Origin of the sequence: Trabulsiella odontotermitis, from assembly GCF_030053895.1 — a bacterium.
GTDB lineage: Bacteria > Pseudomonadota > Gammaproteobacteria > Enterobacterales > Enterobacteriaceae > Trabulsiella > Trabulsiella odontotermitis_C.
The window spans coordinates 3,723,919-3,749,307 of sequence record NZ_CP125781.1 but is presented as its reverse complement, the minus strand read 5'-3'; the positions used below and the strand labels follow the sequence as shown (position 1 = coordinate 3,749,307).

The window sequence follows — 25,389 nt, the reverse complement described above, 5'->3', positions numbered from 1 at the left end:
CATGGCAGATTACCAGGGCAAAAAAGTCGTCATTATCGGTCTCGGATTGACCGGACTTTCCTGCGTCGATTTTTTCCTCGCGCGTGGCGTCACGCCGCGCGTCATGGACACCCGTATGACGCCGCCTGGTCTCGATAAACTGCCGGAAGAGATTGAACACCACACTGGCAGCCTGAATGACCGCTGGCTGATGGACGCTGATCTGATCGTGGCAAGTCCCGGGATCGCGCTGGCGCATCCATCCCTGAGCGCAGCGGCGGAAGCTGGTGTGGAGATCGTCGGCGATATCGAACTGTTCTGCCGCGAGGCGCAGGCGCCGATTGTCGCGATCACCGGCTCGAACGGTAAAAGCACCGTCACGACGCTGGTTGGTGAAATGGCGAAAGCGGCAGGTGTGAATGTCGGCGTCGGCGGCAACATTGGTCTGCCGGCCCTGATGCTGCTGGACGCCACCCGCGAGCTGTACGTGCTTGAACTCTCCAGCTTCCAGCTGGAAACCACCACCAGTTTGCAGGCGGCGGCAGCCACTATTCTGAACGTCACAGAAGATCATATGGATCGCTATCCGTTTGGTCTGCAGCAGTATCGCGCGGCCAAACTGCGCGTCTATGAAAATGCCAAAGCGTGTGTGGTGAACGCGGATGACGCGCTGACCATGCCGGTGCGCGGCGCTGATGAGCGTTGCGTCAGCTTTGGCGTCAACATGGGCGACTATCACCTGAACCGCCAGCAGGGCGAAACCTGGCTGCGGGTGAAAGGTGAGAAAGTGCTGAATGTGAAAGAGATGAAACTCTCCGGGCAGCATAACTACAGCAACGCGCTGGCGGCGCTGGCGCTGGCTGATGCCGTCGGGTTACCGCGCGCCAGCAGTCTGAAAGCGCTGACGACGTTTACTGGCCTGCCGCACCGTTTCCAGCTGGCGCTGGAGCATAACGGCGTACGCTGGATTAACGACTCCAAAGCGACCAACGTCGGCAGCACCGAAGCGGCGCTGAATGGCCTGCACGTTGACGGTACGCTGTATCTGCTGTTGGGCGGCGATGGTAAATCTGCCGATTTCAGTGCGCTGAAACAGTACCTCAGCGGCGATAATGTTCGCCTGTACTGCTTTGGCCGTGATGGCGGCGAGCTGGCGGCGCTGCGTCCTGAGGTGGCGACGCAGACCGAAACAATGGAAGAGGCGATGCGTCTGATTGCACCGCAGGTCAACGCGGGTGACATGGTACTCCTGTCTCCGGCTTGCGCCAGTCTCGATCAGTTTAAAAATTTTGAGCAGCGCGGCGATGAGTTTACGCGCCTGGCGAAGGAGTTAGGCTGATGCGCTTATCTCTCCCTCGCCTGAGAATGCCGCGACTGCCTGGATCAGGAATTCTGGTCTGGGTGTTCAACGCGTTAAAAGGCTGGGTGATGGGCTCGCGGGAGAAAGACACCGACAGCCTGGTCATGTACGACCGCACGCTGTTGTGGCTGACGCTGGGGCTCGGGGCTATCGGCTTTATTATGGTGACCTCGGCATCCATGCCAGTGGGGCAGCGTCTGGCGAACGATCCTTTCCTGTTTGCCAAACGTGATGGTCTGTACCTGATCCTGGCGCTGTGCCTGGGGCTGATTACCCTGCGCCTGCCGATGGAGTTCTGGCAGCGTCACAGCACGACGATGCTCATTCTTTCTATCGTGATGCTGCTTATTGTACTGGTTGTCGGTAGTTCGGTTAACGGGGCTTCACGTTGGATAGCGATTGGCCCGCTGCGTATTCAGCCAGCGGAATTTACCAAGCTGTCGCTGTTTTGCTATATCGCCAACTATCTGGTGCGTAAGGCTGACGAGGTGCGTAACAACCTTCGCGGCTTCTTAAAACCGATGGGGGTGATTTTTGTGCTGGCGATCCTGCTGCTGGCGCAGCCGGACCTCGGTACCGTGGTGGTGCTGTTTGTCACCACACTGGCGATGTTGTTCCTGGCGGGCGCCAAGCTGTGGCAGTTCATCGCTATTATCGGTATGGGGCTGTCGGCAGTGGTACTGCTGATCCTCGCTGAGCCGTATCGTATCCGCCGCGTGACCTCTTTCTGGAACCCGTGGGAAGATCCGTTCGGCAGCGGCTATCAGCTCACACAGTCGCTGATGGCGTTTGGCCGCGGCGAAATGTGGGGGCAGGGACTGGGAAACTCCGTACAGAAACTGGAGTATCTGCCGGAAGCGCATACCGACTTCATCTTCGCCATTATCGGTGAGGAATTAGGTTATATCGGTGTGGTACTTGCACTTTTAATGGTATTCTTCGTCGCTTTTCGTGCCATGTCCATTGGGCGAAAAGCACTGGAGATTAACCAACGTTTTGCGGGTTTCCTCGCCTGTTCTATCGGTATCTGGTTCAGTTTTCAGGCGTTAGTGAACGTCGGTGCGGCAGCGGGGATGTTGCCGACCAAAGGTCTGACGCTGCCACTGATCAGTTACGGTGGTTCGAGTTTGTTGATTATGTCGACAGCAATCATGTTCTTGCTGCGCATTGATTATGAAACGCGTCTGGAAAAAGCTCAGGCGTTTACGCGGGGTGTTCGATGAGCGGTCAGGCAAAGCGGTTGATGGTGATGGCGGGCGGTACCGGCGGGCATGTGTTCCCGGGGCTGGCGGTCGCGCACCATTTAATGGATCAAGGCTGGCAGGTGCGCTGGCTGGGAACCGCTGATCGTATGGAAGCGGATTTAGTGCCTAAACACGGTATCGAGATCGATTTTATCCGCATTTCGGGCCTGCGCGGTAAAGGCATTAAAGCGCAGCTACTGGCTCCGGTCCGCATTTTCAATGCCTGGCGACAGGCGCGGGCGATCATGAAACGCTTTAAGCCCGACGTAGTCCTGGGCATGGGCGGTTATGTCTCTGGCCCGGGCGGTCTGGCGGCGTGGTCGCTGGGCATTCCGGTTGTCCTGCACGAACAAAACGGCATTGCTGGTCTGACGAACAAATGGCTGGCGAAAATCGCGAAAAAAGTGATGCAGGCGTTTCCTGGCGCATTCCCTAATGCCGATGTCGTCGGCAATCCGGTGCGTGTTGATGTGCTGGCGCTACCGTTACCTGAGCAGCGTCTGCCGGGCCGTGATGGCCCGATTCGTGTGCTGGTGGTCGGCGGCTCTCAGGGGGCGCGCGTACTTAACCAGACGATGCCGCAAGTGGCGGCGAAACTCGGCGACAGCATTACCGTCTGGCATCAGAGCGGCAAAGGCGCGCAGCAGACCGTTGAGCAGGCTTATGTCGATGCCGGGCAACCGCAGCATAAAGTCACTGAGTTTATCGACGATATGGCAGCGGCGTATGCCTGGGCGGACGTCGTGGTTTGTCGTTCCGGCGCGCTGACGGTGAGCGAAATCGCGGCTGCGGGGCTCCCGGCGCTGTTTGTGCCTTTCCAGCACAAAGACCGGCAGCAGTACTGGAATGCGCTGCCGCTGGAAAAAGCGGGTGCCGCGAAGATTTTCGAACAGCCGCAGTTTACGGTGGATGCGGTCGCGACCACCCTCGCAGGCTGGGACAGAGAAACATTACTGGCGATGGCCGAACGCGCGCGCGCGGCGGCGATCCCGGATGCCACCGAGCGGGTGGCGAAAGAAGTGAGCCTGGCAGCTCAGGCTTAACCCTCGCAGCGCGTGTTGCGCTGCACGAATTTTTGAGTAGTTGATGGCGTTTAAAGAATGAATACACAACAACTGGCGAAACTGCGTTCCATTGTGCCCGAGATGCGTCGCGTCCGGCATATCCACTTTGTTGGCATCGGCGGTGCTGGCATGGGGGGTATTGCCGAAGTGCTGGCCAATGAAGGTTATCAGATCAGCGGTTCCGATCTGGCACCGAACCCGGTTACGCAACAGTTGGCGGCGTTAGGCGCCACGATTTATTTCAACCATCGCCCGGAAAACGTGCGTGATGCGAGCGTGGTGGTGGTTTCTACGGCGATTGCTGCCGATAACCCGGAGATTGTGGCTGCACACGAAGCCCGTATTCCTGTTATCCGTCGCGCTGAGATGCTGGCGGAACTGATGCGTTTTCGTCACGGTATCGCAATTGCCGGTACCCACGGCAAAACCACCACCACCGCGATGGTGGCCAGTATTTACGCCGAAGCCGGACTCGATCCGACATTTGTCAACGGCGGGCTGGTGAAAGCGGCAGGCGTGCATGCGCGTCTGGGTAGCAGCCGTTATCTGATTGCGGAAGCAGATGAGAGCGATGCGTCATTCCTGCATCTGCAACCGATGGTCGCCATTGTGACCAACATCGAAACCGATCACATGGATACCTACCAGGGCGACTTCGAAAACCTGAAGCAGACGTTTATCAACTTCCTGCACAACTTGCCGTTTTACGGTCGTGCGGTGATGTGTGTCGACGACCCGGTGATCCGTGAATTGCAGCCGCGCGTTGGCCGTCAGGTCACCACTTACGGTTTCAGCGAAGACGCTGACGTGCGTGTGGAAGACTATCAGCAGACTGGCGCGCAGGTGCATTTCACCCTGGTGCGTCACGAGAAAGACAATCTGCGCGTCATGCTGAACGCGCCAGGGCGCCATAACGCGCTGAACGCAGCGGCGGCGGTTGCGGTAGCGACCGAAGAGGGGATCGACGATGACGCGATTTTACGCGCACTGGCCAGTTTCCAGGGCACCGGTCGTCGCTTCGATTTCCTCGGCGAATTCCCGCTCGCGGAAGTGAACGGTAAGAGTGGTAGCGCGATGCTGGTGGATGATTACGGTCATCACCCGACGGAAGTGGATGCGACGATCAAAGCTGCCCGCGCAGGCTGGCCGGATAAAAACCTGGTGATGCTGTTTCAGCCGCACCGTTTCACGCGTACGCGTGATCTGTACGACGACTTTGCCAACGTGCTGACGCAGGTTGATGCATTGCTGATGCTCGATGTTTACCCGGCGGGGGAAGCGCCCATCCCGGGAGCAGACAGCCGTTCGCTGTGCCGTACGATCCGTGGTCGCGGTAAAGTTGACCCGATTCTGGTGTCTGACCCGGCGCAGGTCGCCGAAATGTTAGCACCTGTGCTGACGGGCAACGACCTGATTCTGGTGCAGGGTGCGGGAAATGTCGGCAAAATCGCGCGTAACTTAGCTGAAATCAAACTGCAACCGCAAACTCAGGAGGAGCCGCATCATGACTGATAAGATTGCTGTCCTGCTGGGCGGTACCTCGGCGGAACGTGAGGTTTCACTCAACTCCGGCGCCGCTGTGCTTGCCGGACTTCGGGAGGCGGGCGTGGATGCGCACCCGGTTGATCCGAGCGAAACAGACATTACCCAGTTGAAAAATAGAGGTTTCCAGAAAGCGTTTATTGCGCTGCACGGGCGCGGTGGTGAAGATGGAACATTACAGGGCTTGCTGGAACTTATTGGCGTGCCTTATACCGGTAGCGGCGTGATGGCCTCCGCCATCTCAATGGATAAGCTGCGCAGTAAACTGCTGTGGCAGGGTGCGGGTTTACCGGTGCCGCCGTGGGTGGCGCTGACGCGCGCCGAATTTGCTAATGGATTACGGGCTGACGTTGGGCAACAAATTGCCGCGCTTGGTCTGCCGCTGATTGTAAAGCCGAGCCGTGAAGGCTCCAGCGTCGGCATGTCGAAGGTCAATGAAAGTGACAAACTTCATGACGCGTTAGCACTGGCTTTTCAGCATGATGACGAAGTTTTGATCGAAAAATGGCTAAGTGGGCCGGAATTTACCGTCGCTGTGCTTGGCGATGAAATTTTACCGTCAATTCGCATCCAGCCAGCAGGAACCTTCTATGATTATGAGGCGAAGTATCTCTCTGATGAGACAAAATATTTCTGCCCTGGCGTAGAAGATCCGGCTCAGGAGACGGAAATGCAGTCACTGGTCGCGAAAGCCTGGGATGTTCTTGGCTGTCGCGGTTGGGGGCGAATTGACGTCATGCTGGACAGTGACGGCCAGTTTTACCTGCTGGAAGCCAACACCTCGCCAGGAATGACCAGCCATAGTCTTGTGCCGATGGCTGCACGTCAGGCAGGAATGAGCTTCTCGCAGTTAGTTGTACGGATACTGGACCTGGCGGGTTGATATGTCGCAGGCTGCGCTGAATACGCGGAACCGGGAAGAGGAGCCCTCTTCACGACGCAATAATGGAACGCGTCTTGCGGGGATTATTTTCCTGTTGACGGTGTTGTGTACCGTGTTAGTGAGCGGCTGGATGGTGCTGGGCTGGATGGACGATGCGCAACGGTTACCGTTGTCGAAGCTGGTGGTAACAGGCGATCGTCACTACACGCGTAATGATGATATTCGCCAGTCGATTCTGGCGCTGGGGTCACCCGGCACCTTTATGACTCAGGACGTGAATATCATTCAGAGCCAGATTGAACGCCTGCCGTGGATCAAGCAGGCAAGCGTCAGAAAGCAGTGGCCGGACGAATTGAAGATTCATCTGGTTGAATATGTGCCAATTGCACGTTGGAATGATCAACATATGGTTGACGCGGAAGGGAACTCTTTCAGCGTACCGGCAGATCGTACCAGTAAACAAAATTTGCCGATGTTGTATGGCCCTGAGGGCAGCGAAAGCGAAGTGCTTCAGGGATACCGGGATATGGGACAAGTGCTGGCGAAGGAGAAGTTCGTCCTCAAGATGGCGGCGATGACCGCGCGCCGTTCCTGGCAGTTGACGCTGAGTAACGATATTCGGCTTAACCTGGGACGAGGCGACACGATGAAACGTCTTCAGCGCTTTGTGGAACTTTATCCGGTATTACAACAGCAGGCGCAGACCGATGGAAAACGGATAAGCTACGTTGATTTGCGCTATGACTCAGGCGCGGCGGTGGGTTGGGAACCTGCTCCCGTTGAGGACACGAATCAACCACAGAATCAGGCACAGGCACAGGCAGAACAACAATGATCAAGGCGACGGACAGAAAACTGGTAGTTGGACTGGAGATTGGCACTGCGAAAGTTGCCGCTTTAGTAGGGGAAGTTCTGCCCGACGGTATGGTTAATATCATTGGGGTGGGCAGTTGTCCTTCCCGCGGTATGGATAAAGGCGGGGTGAATGACCTGGAATCCGTGGTGAAGTGCGTACAGCGCGCCATTGACCAGGCTGAACTGATGGCGGATTGTCAGATTTCCTCCGTCTATCTGGCGCTTTCGGGTAAGCACATAAGCTGTCAGAATGAAATCGGGATGGTACCGATTTCCGAAGAGGAAGTGACACAGGAAGACGTTGAAAATGTCGTCCACACCGCGAAATCCGTGCGTGTCCGTGATGAGCACCGTGTGCTCCATGTGATCCCGCAGGAATACGCGATCGACTATCAGGAAGGGATTAAAAACCCGGTGGGGTTATCAGGCGTACGCATGCAGGCAAAAGTGCACCTGATCACATGTCACAACGATATGGCGAAAAACATTGTCAAAGCTGTGGAACGTTGTGGCCTGAAAGTTGACCAACTTATTTTTGCAGGTCTTGCCTCAAGCTATTCCGTCCTGACGGAAGATGAGCGCGAGTTAGGGGTCTGCGTGGTTGATATCGGCGGTGGTACTATGGACATCGCCGTATATACTGGCGGCGCGCTGCGTCACACTAAAGTGATTCCCTACGCAGGGAACGTGGTGACCAGCGATATCGCGTATGCGTTTGGTACGCCGCCGAGCGACGCTGAAGCCATTAAAGTGCGCCATGGTTGCGCGCTGGGGTCGATTGTCGGTAAAGACGAAAGCGTCGAAGTGCCGAGCGTGGGCGGACGACCGCCGCGTAGCCTGCAGCGTCAGACGCTGGCAGAGGTTATCGAACCGCGTTATACCGAGTTGTTGAACCTGGTGAACGAAGAGATTTTGCAGTTACAGGAACAACTTCGCCAGCAAGGGGTAAAACATCACCTGGCGGCGGGGATTGTCCTTACCGGTGGCGCGGCGCAAATTGAAGGTCTTGCCGCCTGTGCTCAGCGGGTGTTTCACACCCAGGTGCGTATCGGCGCGCCGCTGAACATCACCGGCTTAACGGATTACGCTCAGGAGCCGTATTACTCAACGGCGGTGGGCCTGCTGCACTACGGGAAGGAGTCTCATCTCAGTGGTGAAGCGGAAGTGGAAAAACGCGTCACGGTGGGGTCGTGGATCAAACGACTGAACTCGTGGCTGCGCAAAGAGTTCTGATTTTTTTAAAGAGAGCGCAGAAAATTAGCGGTCTCAGGCGACAACAGGCACAATACACCAGTCTTTCAGGTTGCCTGAAAGAGGCAGTGTATAAGACGGAGAGAAACTATGTTTGAACCTATGGAACTGACCAACGACGCGGTGATTAAAGTCATCGGCGTCGGTGGCGGCGGCGGTAACGCTGTCGAACACATGGTGCGCGAGCGCATCGAAGGTGTTGAATTCTTTGCAGTCAACACCGACGCGCAGGCACTGCGTAAAACCGCGGTAGGCCAGACGATTCAGATCGGTGGTGGCATCACCAAAGGTCTGGGTGCCGGGGCTAACCCGGAAGTCGGTCGCAATGCGGCTGAAGAAGACCGTGAAGCACTGCGTACGGCACTGGAAGGTGCCGATATGGTGTTCATCGCTGCGGGTATGGGCGGTGGTACCGGTACGGGTGCTGCACCGGTGGTCGCCGAAGTGGCGAAAGATTTGGGTATTCTGACCGTTGCCGTGGTGACGAAGCCGTTCAATTTTGAAGGCAAAAAGCGCATGGCATTCGCGGAGCAGGGTATCACCGAGCTGTCCAAGCACGTGGATTCGCTGATCACCATTCCGAACGACAAACTGCTGAAAGTGCTGGGTCGCGGTATCTCCCTGCTTGACGCGTTTGGTGCGGCGAACGACGTGCTGAAAGGTGCGGTGCAGGGTATCGCCGAGCTGATTACCCGTCCGGGTCTGATGAACGTCGACTTCGCAGACGTGCGCACCGTGATGTCCGAAATGGGCTACGCGATGATGGGCTCCGGCGTGGCGAGCGGTGAAGACCGTGCGGAAGAAGCGGCTGAAATGGCTATTTCTTCTCCGCTGCTGGAAGATATCGATCTGTCTGGCGCGCGTGGCGTTCTGGTCAACATCACGGCGGGCTTCGACCTGCGTCTGGATGAGTTCGAAACCGTGGGTAACACTATCCGTGCGTTTGCCTCGGATAACGCGACCGTGGTTATCGGTACTTCTCTGGATCCGGACATGAACGACGAACTGCGTGTGACTGTGGTTGCTACCGGTATCGGTATGGACAAGCGTCCGGAAATTACGCTGGTGACTAACAAGCAGTCGCAGCAGCCGGTGATGGATCGCTACCAGCAGCACGGTATGTCACCGTTGACGCAAGAGCAGAAACCGGCCGCAAAAGTGGTGAACGACAATACGCCGCAAACCACGAAAGAACCGGATTATCTGGATATCCCGGCATTCCTGCGCAAGCAAGCTGACTAAGAATCGGCTGGAATTTGGGAATCTGCGCTCTTTGTGCTAAACTGCCCTGCCGAATGTGGTGTACACTTCGGTTGGATAGTTAATTTGGCGAGATTATACGATGATCAAACAAAGGACACTTAAACGTATCGTTCAGGCGACTGGCGTCGGTTTGCATACCGGCAAGAAAGTCACACTGACGTTACGCCCTGCGCCGGCAAATACCGGGGTCATCTATCGTCGCACCGACTTGAATCCACCGGTAGATTTTCCGGCTGATGCCAAATCTGTGCGTGATACCATGCTCTGTACTTGCCTGGTTAATGAGCATGACGTACGGATTTCTACGGTAGAGCACCTTAATGCCGCGCTGGCGGGTCTGGGTATCGACAACATCATCGTTGAAGTTGATGCACCGGAAATCCCGATCATGGACGGCAGTGCCGCACCGTTCGTTTATCTGCTGCTGGATGCCGGCATCGATGAACTGAACTGCGCCAAGAAATTTGTGCGTATTAAAGAAACCGTTCGCGTTGAAGATGGCGACAAATGGGCTGAATTCAAACCGTTCAATGGTTTTTCGCTGGACTTTACCATCGATTTTAACCATCCAGCGATTGATGCCAGCAACCAGCGTTATGCCATGAATTTCTCTGCGGATGCGTTCATGCGCCAGATCAGCCGTGCACGTACCTTCGGTTTCATGCGTGATATCGAATATCTGCAGTCCCGCGGCCTAGCCCTGGGCGGTAGCTTCGATTGTGCCATCGTTGTTGACGATTATCGCGTACTGAACGAAGACGGTCTTCGCTTCGAAGATGAATTTGTCCGTCACAAAATGCTTGATGCGATTGGCGACCTGTTTATGTGCGGTCACAATATCATCGGTGCATTCACGGCGTATAAATCAGGTCACGCACTGAACAACAAACTTCTGCAGGCCGTCCTGGCAAAACAGGAAGCCTGGGAATATGTGACCTACGAAGACGAAGCTGAACTGCCGCTGGCATTCAAAGCACCTTCAATGGTTCTGGCGTAAGCCTGACCATACTAAAAATTCGACTGGCAACCTGGCACTCTCTCCGGTCAGGAAACCAGTCGTTTTTTATTTCTGCAATTCCTGTTTAGTCGCTTTGGCGAAAACTCACTTCTCTAACCCTCTGATTTGATGCGTTCGCTGGTTTATTAACCATTTTAACAGGGCGTTATCTTTCATTCCTGCTGCTGTACTCGTCTAATAATGGTAAGATTTATGCGCAAAAATTTTCAGGGTGTTGGTTTAAATCAAAGGTGACAACGTAAGTGAGCGGAATACTGACGCGCTGGCGACAGTTGGGTAAACGATATTTCTGGCCGCATCTCCTTCTGGGGATGGTCGCGGCGAGTTTCGGCCTGCCTGCGCTCAGTGCTACTGCAGAAACCACTGCACCCGCAAACACCTCCGCCAGCAACCATAATGCCCCGGCAACGGTCAATTTCACTCAACTTGCGTTACTGGAAGCGAATCGTCGCCCGACGTTTACCGTCGACTACTGGCACCAGCATGCTATCCGGACGGTGATCCGTCATCTCTCTTTTGCGATGGTGCCGCAGGTATTACCTAGCGCAGAAGAGGCGTCTCCGCTTCAGCAGGCGCAACATCTGGCGTTGCTCGACACGCTCAGTGCGATGCTGACACAAGAGCGCAAACCACCGGTCATCGTTAAGCAGGTCGCCCGTAATACCCGCACTCTCCCTTCCGCATTCTACGTTGCCACCTGGATAAGCCAGGTGCAGGGCATCCGCGCCGGACCTCAACGCCTTAGCTAAAAAAACGGATACCTTAACGACATTTTTTGGCTCCGCTGCGCGGGGCGTTTGAGATTTTATTATGCTAATCAAATTATTAACTAAAGTTTTCGGCAGTCGTAACGATCGTACTCTGCGCCGTATGCGCAAAGCGGTCATCCAGATCAACGCGATGGAGCCGGAATTCGAAAAACTTTCCGACGACGAACTGAAGGGCAAAACGGCTGAGTTCCGTGCTCGCCTGGAGAAAGGCGAAAGCGTTGAAAGCCTGATCCCTGAAGCCTTTGCGGTAGTGCGTGAAGCCAGTAAGCGTGTGTTTGGCATGCGTCACTTCGACGTGCAGTTGTTGGGCGGCATGGTGCTGAACGATCGTTGCATCGCGGAAATGCGTACCGGTGAAGGTAAAACCCTGACCGCGACGCTGCCTGCGTACCTCAACGCGCTGTCCGGCAAAGGCGTTCACGTGGTGACCGTCAACGACTATCTGGCGCAACGTGACGCCGAAAACAACCGTCCGCTGTTTGAGTTCCTCGGGATGACCGTTGGCATCAATCTGCCGGGCATGCCGGCACCGGCGAAACGCGAAGCTTACGCGGCAGACATCACCTACGGTACCAACAATGAATACGGGTTCGACTACCTGCGTGATAACATGGCGTTCAGCCCGGAAGAGCGCGTACAGCGTAAACTTCACTATGCGCTGGTGGATGAGGTGGACTCCATTCTCATTGATGAAGCGCGTACGCCGCTAATCATCTCTGGCCCGGCGGAAGACAGCTCTGAGCTGTACCGCAAAGTGAACAAAATTATTCCGCACCTGGTTCGTCAGGAAAAAGAAGACTCTGACACCTTCCAGGGTGATGGCCACTTCTCGGTCGATGAAAAAGCGCGTCAGGTTAACCTGACCGAACGTGGTCTGGTGCTGATCGAAGAGCTGCTGGTCAACGAAGGCATTATGGATGAAGGCGAATCTCTGTACTCGCCGGGCAACATCATGCTGATGCACCATGTTACCGCCGCATTGCGCGCCCATGCACTGTTTACCCGCGACGTGGATTACATCGTCAAAGACGGCGAAGTCATCATTGTTGACGAACATACCGGCCGTACCATGCAGGGCCGTCGCTGGTCCGATGGTTTACATCAGGCAGTAGAAGCCAAAGAAGGCGTAGAGATCCAGAACGAAAACCAGACGCTGGCGTCTATCACGTTCCAGAACTACTTCCGTCTGTACGAAAAACTGGCGGGGATGACTGGTACTGCGGACACTGAAGCGTTTGAATTCAGCTCCATTTATAAACTGGATACCGTCGTCGTGCCGACCAACCGCCCGATGATCCGTAAAGATATGGCGGATCTGGTCTATATGACCGAAGCGGAAAAAATTCAGGCAATTATTGAGGATATCAAAGAGCGTACCGCCAACGGTCAGCCGGTTCTGGTGGGTACCATCTCGATTGAAAAATCGGAACTGGTATCACGCGAACTCGATAAAGCCGGCATCAAGCACAACGTTCTGAACGCCAAATTCCACGCCAGCGAGGCGGAGATTGTGGCGCAGGCGGGCTTCCCGTCAACTGTCACCATCGCCACTAATATGGCGGGGCGTGGTACTGATATCGTGCTGGGCGGTAGTTTGCAGGCTGAACTGGCTTCGCTGGAAGATCCGACGCCGGAGCAGATTGAACAGGTTAAAGCGGCCTGGCAGGTTCGCCATGAGGCGGTACTGCAGGCCGGTGGTCTGCATATTATCGGTACTGAACGTCATGAATCCCGTCGTATCGACAACCAGTTGCGCGGCCGTTCCGGTCGTCAGGGTGATGCGGGTTCTTCTCGCTTCTACCTCTCCATGGAAGATGCGCTGATGCGTATTTTCGCCTCTGACCGTGTTTCCGGCATGATGCGTAAACTGGGGATGAAACCGGGCGAAGCTATCGAGCATCCTTGGGTAACGAAGGCCATCGCCAACGCACAGCGTAAAGTGGAAAGCCGCAACTTCGACATTCGTAAACAACTGCTGGAATATGACGATGTGGCGAACGACCAGCGTCGCGCGATTTACACCCAGCGTAACGAACTGCTGGATGTGACTGATGTTAGCGAAACCATCAACAGCATTCGCGAGGACGTCTTCAAAGCCACCATCGACGCGCATATTCCGCCGCAGTCGCTGGAAGAAATGTGGGATGTTCCTGGCCTGCAGGAACGCCTGAAAAACGACTTCGATCTTGACCTGCCGATCTCCGACTGGCTGGACAAAGAGCCGGAGCTGCATGAAGAAACGCTGCGTGAGCGTATTCTGCAAAGCGCCATCGACGTTTATCATCGCAAAGAAGAGGTAGTTGGCGCTGAGATGATGCGTCACTTTGAAAAAGGCGTGATGCTGCAGACGCTGGACTCCCTGTGGAAAGAGCACCTGGCGGCGATGGATTACCTGCGTCAGGGCATTCATCTGCGTGGTTACGCGCAGAAAGATCCGAAGCAGGAATACAAGCGTGAATCCTTCTCCATGTTTGCAGCGATGCTGGAATCCCTGAAATACGAAGTGATCAGCACCCTGTGTAAAGTGCAGGTGCGCATGCCGGAAGAAGTCGAAGCGATGGAGCAACAGCGTCGTGAAGAAGCGGAGCGTCTGACGCAGATGCAGCAGCTGAGCCATCAGAACGACGATACCGCCGCCGCCGCGGCGATCGCCGCACAGACTGGCGATCGCAAAGTGGGTCGTAACGATCCTTGCCCGTGTGGTTCCGGTAAAAAATACAAACAGTGCCATGGCCGTCTGAGCTAAGGTTTCTGATAAAAACACAAAGGCGCAGAAATCTGCGCCTTTTTTATGGAAAGACGATATGAAAAAACTGCAAATTGCCGTGGGGATCATTCGCAACCCGCGGGGCGAAATATTCATTACTCAGCGTGCCGCAGATGCCCACATGGCTAACAAATGGGAGTTTCCCGGCGGTAAAATCGAAGAGGGTGAAACGCCGGAACAGGCGGTGGTGCGCGAACTGACTGAAGAAGTCGGCATTGATGCCGCGACGCCGGTGCTCTTTGATAAGCTGGAGTATCAGTTTCCTGACAGACACATCACGCTGTGGTTCTGGCTGGTGGAAAACTGGCTGGGCGAACCCTGGGGGAAAGAGGGACAACCGGGTCGCTGGGTGGCGCAGAAGGCGTTGCAGGCAGACGCGTTTCCGCCTGCCAACGAACCGGTTATTGCAAAATTGATCGCGCAGGCTTAGTTCTGCTGCTCGCTCCAGTCATCGCTTTCAGACAGGTCCCCGCTGCTGGGGATCCTTTTCTCTTCCGCAGCCCACTCGCCTAAATCAATTAACTGACAACGTTTGGAACAGAAGGGGCGGAATGTGCTCTGTTCATTCCAGATAACAGCTTTGCCGCAGGTCGGGCAATTCACGATAGTTTCTTCAGACATGCTCGCTCCTTAGCAACAGGCCAGTTCAAAATCCAGACGCTCAGGCACGAGGCCATTTTCACTGTCCAGGGGTAAAAAACGAATCGCAAAACGGCTCTTATGGCCGGAAATTTGCGGATAAAGCTGATCATCCAGCGCCAGTTGCAGCCGTAAAAGATCGGCATCGTCGCCGTTATCCTGAAAGAAACCGTTGAGGCTGGTTTGCTTGCGGAATGGGGCGGAATTACGGATGAGATCGAGGATCAGCGTCAGCGCCTGGTTCAGTGGTTGCAGGCTGTCCATCCAGCGCTGTACCTGGGTATCGCGTAGTTGTTGCGACGTATGCAGCCAGATATGCAGCGTCGGGAGATCGAAGCTGCAGCAGCCGCCAGGAATGCTCAGGCGCTGGCGCACAAGGCCAATTAACCGATCCTCACGCAGTATCTGCCCCATGCGGGGGGCGGACATTAAAATCGCGCCGCTGGCTTTCAGCTGCTGGCGCAGCGCCTCAATGCGGCTTTGATCCACACCGGGCACTTCCACCCATGCCTGCAGTTTTCGCTGCTGTCGCTCCATCTCTTTCAGCAGTTCCGTGCGGACTTCGCCACGCTCAAAGACGTCCAGCAGATCACCGGCATTGCGGAAAAAATGCAGTGCGCTGGCATGATCGTCAATGGGCAGTTTGCTTTCCAGTTGCTGAATTAAAAATTCTATACGCAGCCAGGTACGCATCTTTTCGTTGAGAGGATGTTCAAAAAGGACGTGGGTGTGCATTACGATTTTTCCTGTAAAACAGCCTGACGCGCATACTGCAAATAGTGCGCATGCAGACGGGCAACATCCGATGCAATAGCATCTGGTGCGCCATTGTTATCAATAATATCGTTGGCCGCGGCGAGTCGCGCTTCACGCGAGGCCTGAGCGGCAAGAATATGCTCCGCATGCTTGCGCGTGACATTATCGCGCTGCATGGTGCGGAAAATCTGTGTCTCAGGCGTGACATCCACCACCAGAACACGGTCAGCTTTATCAAAAAGCCGGTTTTCAACAAAAAGAGGAACAACCCAAAGCACGTACGGCGAGGTGGCTTTTTCAATCTGACGCTGGGTTTCCTGCTGAATCAGTGGGTGCAACAGTGCGTTAAGCCAGCGTTTATCGTCCGGGTGAGCAAATACACGCTCGCGCAACGCACGACGGTCAAGCGCACCTTCGGCGGTCAATAAGTGTGAACCAAAGTGTTCGGCGATGGCTTTCAGCGCCGGCGTTCCAGGTTCAACCACCTGACGGGCGATAATATCTGCATCAATAACGTTAACCCCGAGGCGAGAGAATGCCTCTGCAACCGTACTTTTGCCACTGCCGATGCCGCCGGTTAACGCTACCGTATACTTCATAAAGCCCTTTTACTGGATTAATAAACCAGACAAATCAATTGGTTAAAAAGAATACTGCCTTCACCTCAGATGGCGAGTGTTAACAACGCCTTTCGCCAGGTAAATTTATAGGATTGTAGCGTAAAAAAAGTGAAAATCGCAGTCTTGCGAAGCCCTGATTACTGCGTATGATAACGTCACTGGAGTTGTGCTTAGTTCATTTTTGCCTCTAACCCCAGGAATCCGCACATGCGTATTGAAGAAGATCTGAAATTGGGTTTTAAAGACGTTCTCATCCGCCCGAAACGTTCTACCCTCAAAAGCCGTTCCGATGTTGAGCTGGAACGCGAATTTACCTTTAAGCATTCTGGTCAGCGCTGGTCTGGCGTGCCAATCATTGCGGCGAACATGGATTCCGTGGGCACCTTTTCCATGGCCGCAGCGCTGGCGGAGTTCGATATTCTGACCGCAGTGCATAAGCACTATAGCGTTGATGAGTGGAACGCGTTTGTTCAGGAAGCCTCAGAGAAGGTGCTGAAACACGTCATGGTTTCCACCGGGACTTCCGATGCCGATTTCGAGAAGACTCAGCAGATCCTCGATCAGAACCCGCAGCTGAACTTCATTTGTATTGATGTCGCCAATGGTTATTCCGAGCATTTCGTGCAGTTTGTGTCGAAAGCGCGTCAGGCGTGGCCGACAAAAACCATTTGCGCGGGCAATGTGGTGACCGGTGAAATGTGTGAAGAACTGATCCTTTCCGGCGCCGACATCGTCAAAGTTGGCATCGGCCCGGGCTCGGTCTGTACCACACGCGTCAAAACGGGCGTGGGTTATCCGCAACTTTCTGCGGTGATCGAATGTGCTGATGCGGCGCACGGTCTGGGCGGCATGATCGTCAGCGATGGCGGCTGCACCATGCCAGGCGATGTGGCGAAAGCCTTTGGTGGCGGTGCGGACTTCGTGATGCTCGGCGGCATGCTGGCGGGTCATGAAGAGAGCGGCGGCAGCATCGTTGAAGAAAATGGCGAGAAATTCATGCTGTTCTACGGCATGAGTTCTGAGTCCGCGATGAAGCGTCACGTTGGCGGCGTGGCAGGGTACCGTGCCGCAGAAGGCAAAACTGTGAAGCTGCCACTGCGTGGTCCGGTTGAAAACACCGCGCGTGATATTCTCGGCGGCCTGCGTTCTGCCTGTACTTACGTTGGGGCTTCCCGCCTGAAAGAACTGACCAAACGCACCACCTTTATCCGCGTTCAGGAGCAAGAGAACCGCGTGTTCAACAGCCTGTAAGCGTGATGGCTGGCGTGTTCTGCGCCAGCCTTTCTCTAGCCCATTCCGCTGATCGCATCCCCCAGATGGAAGACGGGCAAATACATGGCGACCACCAGCGTGCCGATAATGATCCCTGTCACTAACAGCATGGCGGGCTCCAGTAAGGTTGCCAGATCATCCGCCAGCTGTTCTGTTTTTTCGCGATGATAGCGAGAAAGGTTTTCGAGCATGCGATCCAGCGAACCCGAGGCCTCACCTGTTCTGACCAGTTGCAGGCACAGCGGCGTAAACACGCCCGTTTCTTCGAGCGCCTGCCAGATAGGGCTACCGTGCGTAATCGCCAGCCGTGCATCCTGAATGATTTCCCGCCACCAGCCATTTTCCAGCGTCTCCTCAACGCTCTCCAGCCCCTGCAAAAACGCGATACCGGCGTTTTGCGTCAGCGACAGCACAGTAAAAATCTGACTGAGTTTTTGCCCGCGCGCCAGAGCGCCCGCCACCGGAACACGCAGCACTAGCTTCTGGCGTAAACGCTGCCAGCGGGCATGGTGGCGATATCGCTTCGCCAGAAAGAAGGCGATTGACAGGCAAGCCAGCAGCGGCAGCAGCCCCTGATGTAACAGATTCGCCGCCGCCATGACGCCGCGTGTCAGCGTAGGTAGCGGCGTATTAAACGTCTGGTAGATAGCGGCAAATTCAGGCAGTACAAACCACAGCATCGCCATCACCACCAGCAAGGCGACTGACAACACAATCAACGGATAACGCAGCGCTTTTTTAACCTTCATTGCCAACTGGTGCTGCGCTTCCTGTTGCGCGGCGAGATGCAGACAGCACACATCCAGTTTGCCGGTTAGCTCACCGGTATGGATCATCGACACAAACAGCGGTGGGAATACGGCTGGCCACTGTTTTAATGCCTCTGAGAAAGCGATGCCCTGGCGTAACTCCTCTGCCAGGGCGAACAACAGCGCCTGCCATTGCGCGCTGGAATGCTGTTCTGCCAGCAATGTCAGCCCTTCGGACAACGAAAGCCCCGCCTGCAACAGTGTCGCCAGTTGCGCGACGATTTCCGTGCTGCGCTGTACGTTCCAGTGTGCCGTGTTCACGCGACAGCGCGTGATGTCCAGTGGCGTGATTTGTCTCGCCTGTAGCTGAAACAACACTGCTGTGCGGTGCGCCGCCCATAGCGTGCCATGGGCGCTTTCACCTTCCGCATTGAGGCCACGCCACCGCCAGAGCAGGTTATTCTGCATGCGACATGCCCAGCACCCGTAGCAGTTCCTCCATGGAGGTTAACCCTTGCTCAACCGCCTGACAGCCGCTTTCCCATAGCGTGGTCATTCCTGCGCAGCGTGCCTGCTGTTCGATGTCAGACGCCGTTGCGCCGGTAGCAATCAACTGGCGCATTTCAGGGCTGGCGGGCAACAGCTCGAACAGCGCCATCCGGCCATAGTAGCCGTGGTAGCAGTGTTCGCAGCCGGGCGCTCGCCAGTGGGGAAGGGGACGAGGCCAGAGCGCTGAGGGCAGCGTGATAGTATCGGGTGCTGGCGCGCGGCAGTGCGGGCAAAGCTTGCGGACCAGACGTTGGGCCACAACCAGCAACAGGGCTGATGAGATCATCCACGGCGCGATGCCCATTTGCTGCAGGCGGATCAGTGTTTCGCTGGTGGAGTTAGTATGCAGCGTCGACAGTACCAGATGCCCGGTTTGCGCGGCGTTGATGGCAATCTCTGCGGTTTCGCCATCACGGATTTCCCCTACCATGACGATGTCCGGATCCTGACGGAGCAGGGCGCGCAGCACGCTCTGAAACGTCAGGCCCGCGCGCGGATTAATCTGCGTCTGGTTCAGCCCGGCGATGGGGATTTCCACAGGATCTTCGACGCTACAGATATTCACGTCCGGGGTGTTGCGCTGTTGCAGCGCGCTGTACAGCGTCACGGTTTTACCGCTCCCCGTGGGGCCGGTTACCAGGATTAACCCTTGTGGGTTCTCCAGCGCCTGGGTGAACAGCGACAACTGCGCAGGCGACATGCCGGAGGCCTGAAGATCCAGCGCCTGCTCCTGACGATGCAACAAACGGAGCACGATTTTTTCGCCACTGCGGCAGGGTAGCGTCGCGATGCGAAAAGAGAGCGCCTTACCGGACAGCGTCACGGTAAATTGCCCGTCCTGCGGTAAACGCCGCTCAGCAATGTCCAGATTTCCCAGCACTTTCAGGCGCGCGATGAGCGTCGGCGTTAGCGAGGCAGGAACGCGCGGCAGCGTATGCAGTACGCCGTCAACCCGCAGGCGAATGCGCAGATGGTCGTCGTCTGGTTCAAAGTGAATATCAGAGGCCCGCTGTACCAGCGCCTGTTCCAGCGTCTGATTAATCAGTTCAACGGCATTTCCGCCCTCGTCGGTGACCGCCGGGAGTCGGGTTTGCGAGGCCATTTGCAGATGTTTATCCATTTGTTCCTGGCTCCAGCATTCAATATCGACTCGCTTTTGCGTGGCGAACCGCAGCGCTTCGACCAGTTCCGGCGAGGGGTTTTCTACCACGGCGATGCTGAGCATTCGCTCGCTACTGCTCAATAACACGGCATCGTGACGTTTGCACAGCGCGTCCAGCTGTTCCTGTTTCATAGCAACTCCTTTTACTGCGCGTCAAACCGGAAAACATCTTCACAAGCCTGCTGTAGCGCGCCGTCGTTCTGTACCTCGCAGACGCGTTGCCAGCCGGTAATACCGTTGGCGTTATCCCATAGCGGGGTCATCACCACCGTGAGGCCGTTAAGGCTCTCCTGACCGCTAAGTGTGACGACGCCCTGCGCAATGCTCATGGCAGAGACATAGCGGCTGGTGGCGGGTGAGGGAATACCGTTTGTGCTGCCGTTGCAGGCGGAAATGCCGCCGTGATCAAGCGCGCAAAGCTCGATGGCGGTACGGTAGGGGATAAACACCTGCAGCATGTCGGTCAACGCCGCCTTGCGCAGGTAGTTCTGGTATGCCGGAATGCCGATGGCGCTGAGAATGGCAATAATGCCAATCACCACCATCAGTTCAATTAACGTGAATCCGTGTTGTCTGTTCATACGCTGCTCCTGTTTTTGTCGTCGCCACTCTGTCAGCAACAGAACATCAGTGCGACGGGCAAAAGAAAAATCAGGACAGCGGATCCCGCCGTTTTTACGTATGTGCAGGATTGTTGCGAAAAAATACGAGGGGGATCGAAGAAAGGCGCGAGCGTCCTCCCCCGGGCGGAGAGAGGACGCGATGGCAGGGCTTATTTAAAACGCATGGAGAGATCAAGCGCGCGGACGTGTTTGGTCAGCGCGCCGACGGAGATGTAATCCACGCCGGTTTCAGCGAATTCTCGCAGCGTTTCGAAGGTCACATTACCGGAGACTTCCAGGCGCGCCTGGCCGTTGGTCAGCTTCACCGCGGCACGCATCTGCTCAGTGGTGAAGTTATCCAGCATGATGATATCCGCGCCCGCTTTCAGCGCATCGTTCAGTTCATCCAGCGTTTCGACTTCAACTTCCACCGGCACATCCGGGTGTAACCAGAAGGCTTTTTCAATAGCCTGACGAACAGATCCCGAAGCGATGATATGGTTTTCTTTGATCAGGAAGGCATCGGACAGCCCCAGACGATGATTGGCGCCACCGCCGCACAGCACGGCATATTTCAGCGCGGTACGCAGTCCCGGCAGCGTTTTTCGCGTGTCGAGCAACTGAGTATGAGTGCCTTCCAGCAGGGTGACATAGCGGCGCACCTCGCTGGCCACGCCGGAGAGCGTTTGGACGAAATTGAGCGATGTACGTTCGCCGGTCAGCAGGACGCGCGCCGGGCCTTGCAACTCAAACAGCGGCTGGTTGACGGTGATATGATCGCCGTCCGCCACATGCCAGATGATTGAGACGTCACCCCCCGCCAGCTGGAGAAAGACCTCTTCCACCCAGCGTTTGCCGCAGAAAATACCCTCTTCACGGGTGATTACCACCGCATGCGCGGGCGTGTTTTCCGGTAATAATTGCGCGGTAATATCGTTACTGGCATCCACCTCTCCCCCTAAATCTTCACGCAGGGCCAGGGCGACAGCGGCGGGAATATCACGATTGATGCGTTCAAGCAGCGCGTCACGTCGTTGCTCAGGGTTATAGCGGCGAGGCGGCATGAGAAAACTCCAAAATGGTAACGAATCATAAGATTGAAACATGCTACTCTGAACCGGGTATCAGTACCATATAGACTTCATCCTTCACATCGCCCCGACGCATCCTGAATGATGTTGTGTATGAATGAGGAGATTTTTGCATGCAGTTAGAAGAGGGATGGCTGGTGGGCGCGCGACGTGTGCCGTCGCCGCACCAGGATTGCCGTCCTGACGATGAAGCCCCGTCGTTGCTGGTGGTGCATAATATCAGCCTGCCGCCCGGCGAGTTTGGTGGTCCGTGGATTGACGCACTCTTCACCGGAACGATAGATCCTGCCGCTCATCCTTATTTTGCCGAAATCGCCCACCTGCGGGTGTCTGCGCACTGCCTGATTCGCCGGGATGGCGAAATTGTGCAGTACGTTCCTTTTGACAAGCGTGCCTGGCATGCGGGCGTGTCGAGTTATAAAGGCCGTGAGCGCTGTAATGATTTTTCGATTGGCATCGAGCTGGAAGGGACGGATACGCTGGCATTTACCCCGGCGCAATACCAACAACTGGCGGCAGTCACGCAATTATTAATCCGTGTTTATCCGATACTTGCCGATAATATGACAGGCCATAGTGATATTGCGCCAGGACGCAAAACCGATCCCGGTCCGGCGTTTGACTGGGCGCGGTTTCGTGCACTGGTCACCCCTTCGTCAGATAAGGAGATGACATGACGCTGTTTACTACGTTGCTGGTGCTGATCGCCGAGCGGTTGTTCAAGCTGGGTGAGCACTGGCAGCTCGATCACCGACTGGAAGTCCTGTTCCGCCGCGTTAAACATTATTCCCTCTTCCACACGCTGCTGATGACGATGGTCGTGATGGCGGTGGTGTATCTGTTGCAGCGTGCGTTGTACGGTCTGTTGTTTAACGTGCCGCTGTTGATCTTGTGGATTTTGCTCGGACTGCTGTGCATCGGTGCGGGGAAAGCGCGGATGCATTACCACGCCTATCTGAAGGCCGCCGCGCGCAAAGACAGTCATGCCTGCGATTCGATGGCAAGCGAGTTGACGCTTATCCACGGTGTGCCGCCGGGTTGTGACGAGCGGGAATACCTTCGTGAGCTGCAAAACGCCCTGTTGTGGATTAACTTCCGTTTTTATCTCGCGCCGTTGTTCTGGTTTGTGGTCGGCGGGCCGCTCGGTCCGGTGACACTCACCGGTTACGCGTTCCTGCGCGCCTGGCAGACCTGGCTGGCGCGTTATCAGACGCCGCACCACCGTTTACAGTCAGGGATCGACGGTATTCTGCATGTGCTCGACTGGGTACCGGTGCGGCTGGTGGGCGTGGTTTATGCCCTGCTGGGGCACGGCGAGAAAGCGTTGCCCGCATGGTTTGCCTCGCTGGGCGACCGCTACACCTCGCAGTATCAGGTGTTGACGCAACTGGCGCAGTTTTCACTGGCCCGCGAACCGCACATGGATACCGTTGAGACGCCGAAGGCGGCGGTATCCATGGCGAAAAAGACCTCGCTTGTCGTGGTGGTGATCACCGCACTTTTGACTATCTACGGTACGCTGATTTAAGCGTGCGTATCCGCAGGCGGGATGCCGAAGTCAGGCATCCCGTTTTCCTGCCAGCGAATCAGCTTCAACCGCGTATGACGATTGGGATCGTACAGCGGATCACCTTCAATCTCCGTGTAGTGACGGGCGTGATAAACCAGCACATCCTCTCCCTCTGACGTCTGCGTAAAGCTGTTATGCCCCGGCCCATACTGACGATGCTCATCGCTGGTGGTGAACACCGGCTGCGGAGATTTGTGCCAGTTACGCGCCTGCAACGGATCGGCAATGAGATCGATCCACAGCAGCCCCAGGCAGTAATTTTCATCTGTCGCGCTGGCGGAATAGCTGATGAACAACCGGTCGCCATGCGTAATCACCGCCGGACCCTCGTTGACCAGAAAGCCCCGGCATTCCCAGTCAAATTCCGGTTTGCTGAGCATTACTGGCTTGCCGCGCAGGGTCCACGGGTTTTCCAGTTCAGCCAGATAGAGACAGGAGTTACCGGCAATATCCGGCGCTTTTTGTGCCCACAGATACCACTGTCTTCCCTGATGACGGAACGTGGTGGCATCCAGCGCGAAGGTATCAAACGGCGTTTTGATCTGACCTTTTTCTTCCCATTGCCCGGTCAGCGGATCGGCGTCGTTGCAGATGAGTGCAAACATGCGGTGCTGGAACATGTCGAGCGAGTCCAGCGCTTCGGTGTGCGCGGCAGCAAAGTAGATCACCCACATGCCATTGATGTTGTGCAATTCCGGCGCCCAGATGAGTTTACTCATCGGGCCGGTTAACGGTTTGCGCCAGACGACAACGGCCTCAGCGGTGCGTAAACCATCAAGCGTTGCCGCCCGGCGGATCTCCAGACGGTCATACTCCGGCACGGAAGCTATAAAATAGTACTGGCCCTCATGATGAAGGATAAACGGGTCGGCGCGCTGCTCGATAAAGGGATTTGGCCATACGTTCATTATGCTTTCCTTACCTGTTCGATCGGTTCCAGATACTCGTTCAGTTCGCGATAGTTATTACGGCGTTTTTCCAGGTCGGTCTGGATCTGCTGCATAAAATCACGATCCACTTTCAGCAGGCGAACCACACCTGCGGTGATGAGATAACCGACGCCCGGAATTACTGTAAACAGCATGACGATGCCGTTAAGCGCTGTGGCACTCTGCGTTTTCGCCCCGGCGTCATAACCGTACCAGGAGAGCAGGAAACCGACCATCGCCCCGGCGATCGCCAGCCCCACCTTGAGGAAAAAGAGGTTGCCGGAGAAGCTGATACCGGTGATGCGCTTGCCGGTTTTCCATTCGCCATAATCGTCAACATCTGCCATCAGCGACCAGTGCAGCGGCGAGGGGATTTGATGCAGGATGTTGAGCAGGAAATAGAGCACCAGAATCATCATCGTGGCGTGCGGATCAAAGAAGTAAAACGCGCAGGAGAAAATTGCGAGCGCGATGTTGGTCCAGAAAAAGACTTTCAGCTTACACCAGCGGTCGGTCAGCACTTTTGCCAGCATGCTGCCAATCATCATCCCGACCACGCCGAGGCTGATAAACAGGGTGGCGAAGTGGGTGCTTTGCTGCATCACCCAGGTGACATAGTACATGGTCGCCGCCATGCGGATGAAGCCGGGGCAGACGTTGCACAGCGTCAGCAGCAGGATGCGCACCCACTGGTCGTTTTTCCATACGTCTTTGAGATCCTGCTTGAGTTCGTCGTTGGTTTGCACCGCCGGGCGAATGCGCTCGCGCACAGTGGCGAAGCAGAACAGGAACATGCACATGCCAATGAACGCCAGCACGGTCATCGCCAGTTGATAACCTTTGGCTTTGTTACCGCCGCCGAAACTGTCGACCATTGGCAGCAGCGTCAGCGACAACAGTAGCGTGGCGATCCCTACCATCACAAAGCGATACGACTGGCAGGCGACGCGCTCCTGAGGATCATTGGTAATCACACTCCCCAGCGAGCAGTAGGGGATGTTAATCGCTGTATAGGTGAGAGAAAGCAGGAAATAGGTGGCGAACGCATAGATAACTTTGCTGCTGTAGCTCCATTCTGGCGTGGTAAACATCAGTACGCTGAACAGGGCATAAGGGAACGCAATCCACAGAAGCCATGGACGAAATCGCCCCCATTTACTGCGCGTGCGGTCAGCCAGCGCACCCATAATCGGGTCAGTAACGGCATCAATAACACGAACCGATAACAACAGCACGCCGACCAGCGCCGGCGTCAGACCGAAGATGTCGGTATAAAAATAGTTAACAAACAACATAATGGCGCCGAAGATGATATTGCATCCTGCATCGCCCATGCCATAGCCGATCTTTTCTTTTACAGACAGTTTATTGTTGTCCATCGACATCACTCCATAATGAGATATGGAGAGAATTATTCGCACGCAAAGCAATATTTGCGTAGCAGGATAGAGGCG

The 25,389-nt window shown here is 55.7% G+C and carries 24 protein-coding genes; 15 read left to right on the top strand and 9 right to left on the bottom strand.

The genetic code is table 11. The annotated features are described in order from the left end of the window. Position 1 precedes the first annotated feature (1 nt). The 12 genes from murD (at position 2) to mutT (ending at position 14,426) form a co-directional block, all read left to right on the top strand. Positions 2-1,318, top strand: a complete 1,317-nt coding sequence (gene murD, locus QMG90_RS17765) for a UDP-N-acetylmuramoyl-L-alanine--D-glutamate ligase (RefSeq protein WP_283280955.1) — start codon at positions 2-4, stop codon at positions 1,316-1,318. Next, entirely contained in the window at positions 1,318-2,562 is a 1,245-nt protein-coding gene (gene ftsW, locus QMG90_RS17760; RefSeq protein WP_038155634.1) for a cell division protein FtsW, read from the top strand. Before murD ends, ftsW begins: the two co-directional genes overlap by 1 nt. Continuing rightward, on the top strand, positions 2,559-3,626 hold the full coding sequence (murG, locus tag QMG90_RS17755; protein ID WP_283280954.1) for an undecaprenyldiphospho-muramoylpentapeptide beta-N-acetylglucosaminyltransferase: 1,068 nt from the start codon (positions 2,559-2,561) through the stop codon (positions 3,624-3,626). Before ftsW ends, murG begins: the two co-directional genes overlap by 4 nt. 57 nt (positions 3,627-3,683) lie before the next feature. Beyond that, entirely contained in the window at positions 3,684-5,159 is a 1,476-nt protein-coding gene (murC, locus tag QMG90_RS17750) for a UDP-N-acetylmuramate--L-alanine ligase (RefSeq protein WP_283280953.1), read from the top strand. After that, positions 5,152-6,072, top strand: coding sequence for a D-alanine--D-alanine ligase (locus QMG90_RS17745; RefSeq protein ID WP_283280951.1), 921 nt, complete (start codon positions 5,152-5,154; stop codon positions 6,070-6,072). Before murC ends, QMG90_RS17745 begins: the two co-directional genes overlap by 8 nt. Before the next feature lies 1 nt (position 6,073). Further along, positions 6,074-6,907 (top strand): cell division protein FtsQ, encoded by an 834-nt coding sequence (ftsQ, locus tag QMG90_RS17740; RefSeq protein ID WP_283280950.1) that lies wholly within the window; start codon positions 6,074-6,076, stop codon positions 6,905-6,907. After that, a complete protein-coding gene (gene ftsA, locus QMG90_RS17735) occupies positions 6,904-8,160 on the top strand; it encodes a cell division protein FtsA (protein ID WP_049849838.1) in 1,257 nt (418 codons plus the stop codon). Before ftsQ ends, ftsA begins: the two co-directional genes overlap by 4 nt. A gap of 108 nt (positions 8,161-8,268) precedes the next feature. Further along, the gene (gene ftsZ / locus QMG90_RS17730; protein ID WP_038155625.1) at positions 8,269-9,420 is read left to right on the top strand and encodes a cell division protein FtsZ; all 1,152 of its coding nucleotides are present in this window, start codon (positions 8,269-8,271) and stop codon (positions 9,418-9,420) included. A gap of 100 nt (positions 9,421-9,520) precedes the next feature. Beyond that, positions 9,521-10,438: a UDP-3-O-acyl-N-acetylglucosamine deacetylase gene (gene lpxC, locus QMG90_RS17725; RefSeq protein ID WP_038155623.1), complete on the top strand. Its 918-nt coding sequence runs from the start codon at positions 9,521-9,523 to the stop codon at positions 10,436-10,438. Positions 10,439-10,701: 263 nt separating this feature from the next. Further along, on the top strand, positions 10,702-11,208 hold the full coding sequence (gene secM / locus QMG90_RS17720) for a secA translation cis-regulator SecM (RefSeq protein WP_283280948.1): 507 nt from the start codon (positions 10,702-10,704) through the stop codon (positions 11,206-11,208). A gap of 61 nt (positions 11,209-11,269) precedes the next feature. After that, entirely contained in the window at positions 11,270-13,975 is a 2,706-nt protein-coding gene (gene secA / locus QMG90_RS17715; protein WP_283280946.1) for a preprotein translocase subunit SecA, read from the top strand. Between the two features lie 58 nt (positions 13,976-14,033). After that, positions 14,034-14,426, top strand: coding sequence for an 8-oxo-dGTP diphosphatase MutT (gene mutT / locus QMG90_RS17710; protein ID WP_283280945.1), 393 nt, complete (start codon positions 14,034-14,036; stop codon positions 14,424-14,426). Here the strand turns inward: mutT and yacG are convergent. Genes yacG through coaE form a run of 3 tightly spaced genes read right to left on the bottom strand, consistent with a single transcriptional unit; the run spans position 14,423 to position 15,990 of the window. Beyond that, complete coding sequence (gene yacG / locus QMG90_RS17705; RefSeq protein ID WP_283280944.1) at positions 14,423-14,617, bottom strand: DNA gyrase inhibitor YacG; 195 nt, start codon at positions 14,615-14,617, stop codon at positions 14,423-14,425. The two genes, mutT and yacG, sit on opposite strands and share 4 nt — an antisense overlap. A gap of 9 nt (positions 14,618-14,626) precedes the next feature. Next, positions 14,627-15,370 carry a cell division protein ZapD gene (gene zapD / locus QMG90_RS17700; RefSeq protein WP_283280942.1) on the bottom strand — a complete coding sequence of 248 codons (744 nt, stop codon included), beginning with the start codon at positions 15,368-15,370 and terminating at the stop codon, positions 14,627-14,629. Further along, positions 15,370-15,990: a dephospho-CoA kinase gene (gene coaE, locus QMG90_RS17695; protein ID WP_283280941.1), complete on the bottom strand. Its 621-nt coding sequence runs from the start codon at positions 15,988-15,990 to the stop codon at positions 15,370-15,372. The genes zapD and coaE overlap by 1 nt, the downstream gene beginning before the upstream one ends. 228 nt (positions 15,991-16,218) lie before the next feature. Between coaE and QMG90_RS17690 the strand changes: the two genes are divergently transcribed. Next, the gene (locus QMG90_RS17690) at positions 16,219-17,262 is read left to right on the top strand and encodes a GMP reductase (protein ID WP_283280939.1); all 1,044 of its coding nucleotides are present in this window, start codon (positions 16,219-16,221) and stop codon (positions 17,260-17,262) included. Positions 17,263-17,297: 35 nt separating this feature from the next. Here the strand turns inward: QMG90_RS17690 and hofC are convergent, their stop codons facing one another. The 4 genes from hofC to nadC form a co-directional block, all read right to left on the bottom strand. Continuing rightward, positions 17,298-18,500 carry a protein transport protein HofC gene (gene hofC / locus QMG90_RS17685; protein WP_283280937.1) on the bottom strand — a complete coding sequence of 401 codons (1,203 nt, stop codon included), beginning with the start codon at positions 18,498-18,500 and terminating at the stop codon, positions 17,298-17,300. After that, positions 18,490-19,875 carry a type II secretion system protein GspE gene (gene gspE, locus QMG90_RS17680; protein ID WP_283280936.1) on the bottom strand — a complete coding sequence of 462 codons (1,386 nt, stop codon included), beginning with the start codon at positions 19,873-19,875 and terminating at the stop codon, positions 18,490-18,492. The genes hofC and gspE overlap by 11 nt, the downstream gene beginning before the upstream one ends. An 11-nt stretch (positions 19,876-19,886) precedes the next feature. Continuing rightward, positions 19,887-20,324, bottom strand: a complete 438-nt coding sequence (ppdD, locus tag QMG90_RS17675; protein WP_283280934.1) for a prepilin peptidase-dependent pilin — start codon at positions 20,322-20,324, stop codon at positions 19,887-19,889. A 191-nt stretch (positions 20,325-20,515) separates the two neighbouring features. Then, the gene (gene nadC / locus QMG90_RS17670) at positions 20,516-21,409 is read right to left on the bottom strand and encodes a carboxylating nicotinate-nucleotide diphosphorylase (protein WP_283280933.1); all 894 of its coding nucleotides are present in this window, start codon (positions 21,407-21,409) and stop codon (positions 20,516-20,518) included. Positions 21,410-21,549: 140 nt separating this feature from the next. Here nadC and ampD point away from each other — a divergent pair, with 140 nt between their 5' ends. Next, positions 21,550-22,113, top strand: a complete 564-nt coding sequence (gene ampD, locus QMG90_RS17665; RefSeq protein ID WP_283280931.1) for a 1,6-anhydro-N-acetylmuramyl-L-alanine amidase AmpD — start codon at positions 21,550-21,552, stop codon at positions 22,111-22,113. Continuing rightward, positions 22,110-22,964 (top strand): beta-lactamase regulator AmpE, encoded by an 855-nt coding sequence (gene ampE, locus QMG90_RS17660; RefSeq protein WP_283280929.1) that lies wholly within the window; start codon positions 22,110-22,112, stop codon positions 22,962-22,964. The genes ampD and ampE overlap by 4 nt, the downstream gene beginning before the upstream one ends. Here ampE and QMG90_RS17655 read toward each other — a convergent pair. Both QMG90_RS17655 and QMG90_RS17650 read right to left on the bottom strand, forming a co-directional pair. Then, the gene (locus tag QMG90_RS17655) at positions 22,961-23,914 is read right to left on the bottom strand and encodes a glycoside hydrolase family 43 protein (protein ID WP_283280927.1); all 954 of its coding nucleotides are present in this window, start codon (positions 23,912-23,914) and stop codon (positions 22,961-22,963) included. The genes ampE and QMG90_RS17655 overlap by 4 nt on opposite strands. Next, complete coding sequence (locus QMG90_RS17650; RefSeq protein WP_283280925.1) at positions 23,914-25,314, bottom strand: glycoside-pentoside-hexuronide (GPH):cation symporter; 1,401 nt, start codon at positions 25,312-25,314, stop codon at positions 23,914-23,916. Before QMG90_RS17650 ends, QMG90_RS17655 begins: the two co-directional genes overlap by 1 nt. Positions 25,315-25,389 lie beyond the last annotated feature (75 nt).

Bases quoted from the DNA above. Each gene is read 5' to 3' on its own strand.
- lpxC (WP_038155623.1), top strand. From the start codon at position 9,521: ATGATCAAACAAAGGACACTTAAACGTATCGTTCAGGCGACTGGCGTC.
- QMG90_RS17745 (WP_283280951.1), top strand. From the start codon at position 5,152: ATGACTGATAAGATTGCTGTCCTGCTGGGCGGTACCTCGGCGGAACGT.
- QMG90_RS17650 (WP_283280925.1), bottom strand. From the start codon at position 25,314: ATGGACAACAATAAACTGTCTGTAAAAGAAAAGATCGGCTATGGCATG.
- ftsQ (WP_283280950.1), top strand. From the start codon at position 6,074: ATGTCGCAGGCTGCGCTGAATACGCGGAACCGGGAAGAGGAGCCCTCT.
- ftsZ (WP_038155625.1), top strand. From the start codon at position 8,269: ATGTTTGAACCTATGGAACTGACCAACGACGCGGTGATTAAAGTCATC.
- ftsA (WP_049849838.1), top strand. From the start codon at position 6,904: ATGATCAAGGCGACGGACAGAAAACTGGTAGTTGGACTGGAGATTGGC.
- secA (WP_283280946.1), top strand. From the start codon at position 11,270: ATGCTAATCAAATTATTAACTAAAGTTTTCGGCAGTCGTAACGATCGT.
- QMG90_RS17690 (WP_283280939.1), top strand. From the start codon at position 16,219: ATGCGTATTGAAGAAGATCTGAAATTGGGTTTTAAAGACGTTCTCATC.
- ftsW (WP_038155634.1), top strand. From the start codon at position 1,318: ATGCGCTTATCTCTCCCTCGCCTGAGAATGCCGCGACTGCCTGGATCA.
- murD (WP_283280955.1), top strand. From the start codon at position 2: ATGGCAGATTACCAGGGCAAAAAAGTCGTCATTATCGGTCTCGGATTG.
- nadC (WP_283280933.1), bottom strand. From the start codon at position 21,409: ATGCCGCCTCGCCGCTATAACCCTGAGCAACGACGTGACGCGCTGCTT.
- murG (WP_283280954.1), top strand. From the start codon at position 2,559: ATGAGCGGTCAGGCAAAGCGGTTGATGGTGATGGCGGGCGGTACCGGC.
- coaE (WP_283280941.1), bottom strand. From the start codon at position 15,990: ATGAAGTATACGGTAGCGTTAACCGGCGGCATCGGCAGTGGCAAAAGT.
- murC (WP_283280953.1), top strand. From the start codon at position 3,684: ATGAATACACAACAACTGGCGAAACTGCGTTCCATTGTGCCCGAGATG.
- ppdD (WP_283280934.1), bottom strand. From the start codon at position 20,324: ATGAACAGACAACACGGATTCACGTTAATTGAACTGATGGTGGTGATT.
- ampE (WP_283280929.1), top strand. From the start codon at position 22,110: ATGACGCTGTTTACTACGTTGCTGGTGCTGATCGCCGAGCGGTTGTTC.
- zapD (WP_283280942.1), bottom strand. From the start codon at position 15,370: ATGCACACCCACGTCCTTTTTGAACATCCTCTCAACGAAAAGATGCGT.
- hofC (WP_283280937.1), bottom strand. From the start codon at position 18,500: ATGCAGAATAACCTGCTCTGGCGGTGGCGTGGCCTCAATGCGGAAGGT.
- gspE (WP_283280936.1), bottom strand. From the start codon at position 19,875: ATGAAACAGGAACAGCTGGACGCGCTGTGCAAACGTCACGATGCCGTG.
- mutT (WP_283280945.1), top strand. From the start codon at position 14,034: ATGAAAAAACTGCAAATTGCCGTGGGGATCATTCGCAACCCGCGGGGC.
- ampD (WP_283280931.1), top strand. From the start codon at position 21,550: ATGCAGTTAGAAGAGGGATGGCTGGTGGGCGCGCGACGTGTGCCGTCG.
- yacG (WP_283280944.1), bottom strand. From the start codon at position 14,617: ATGTCTGAAGAAACTATCGTGAATTGCCCGACCTGCGGCAAAGCTGTT.
- QMG90_RS17655 (WP_283280927.1), bottom strand. From the start codon at position 23,914: ATGAACGTATGGCCAAATCCCTTTATCGAGCAGCGCGCCGACCCGTTT.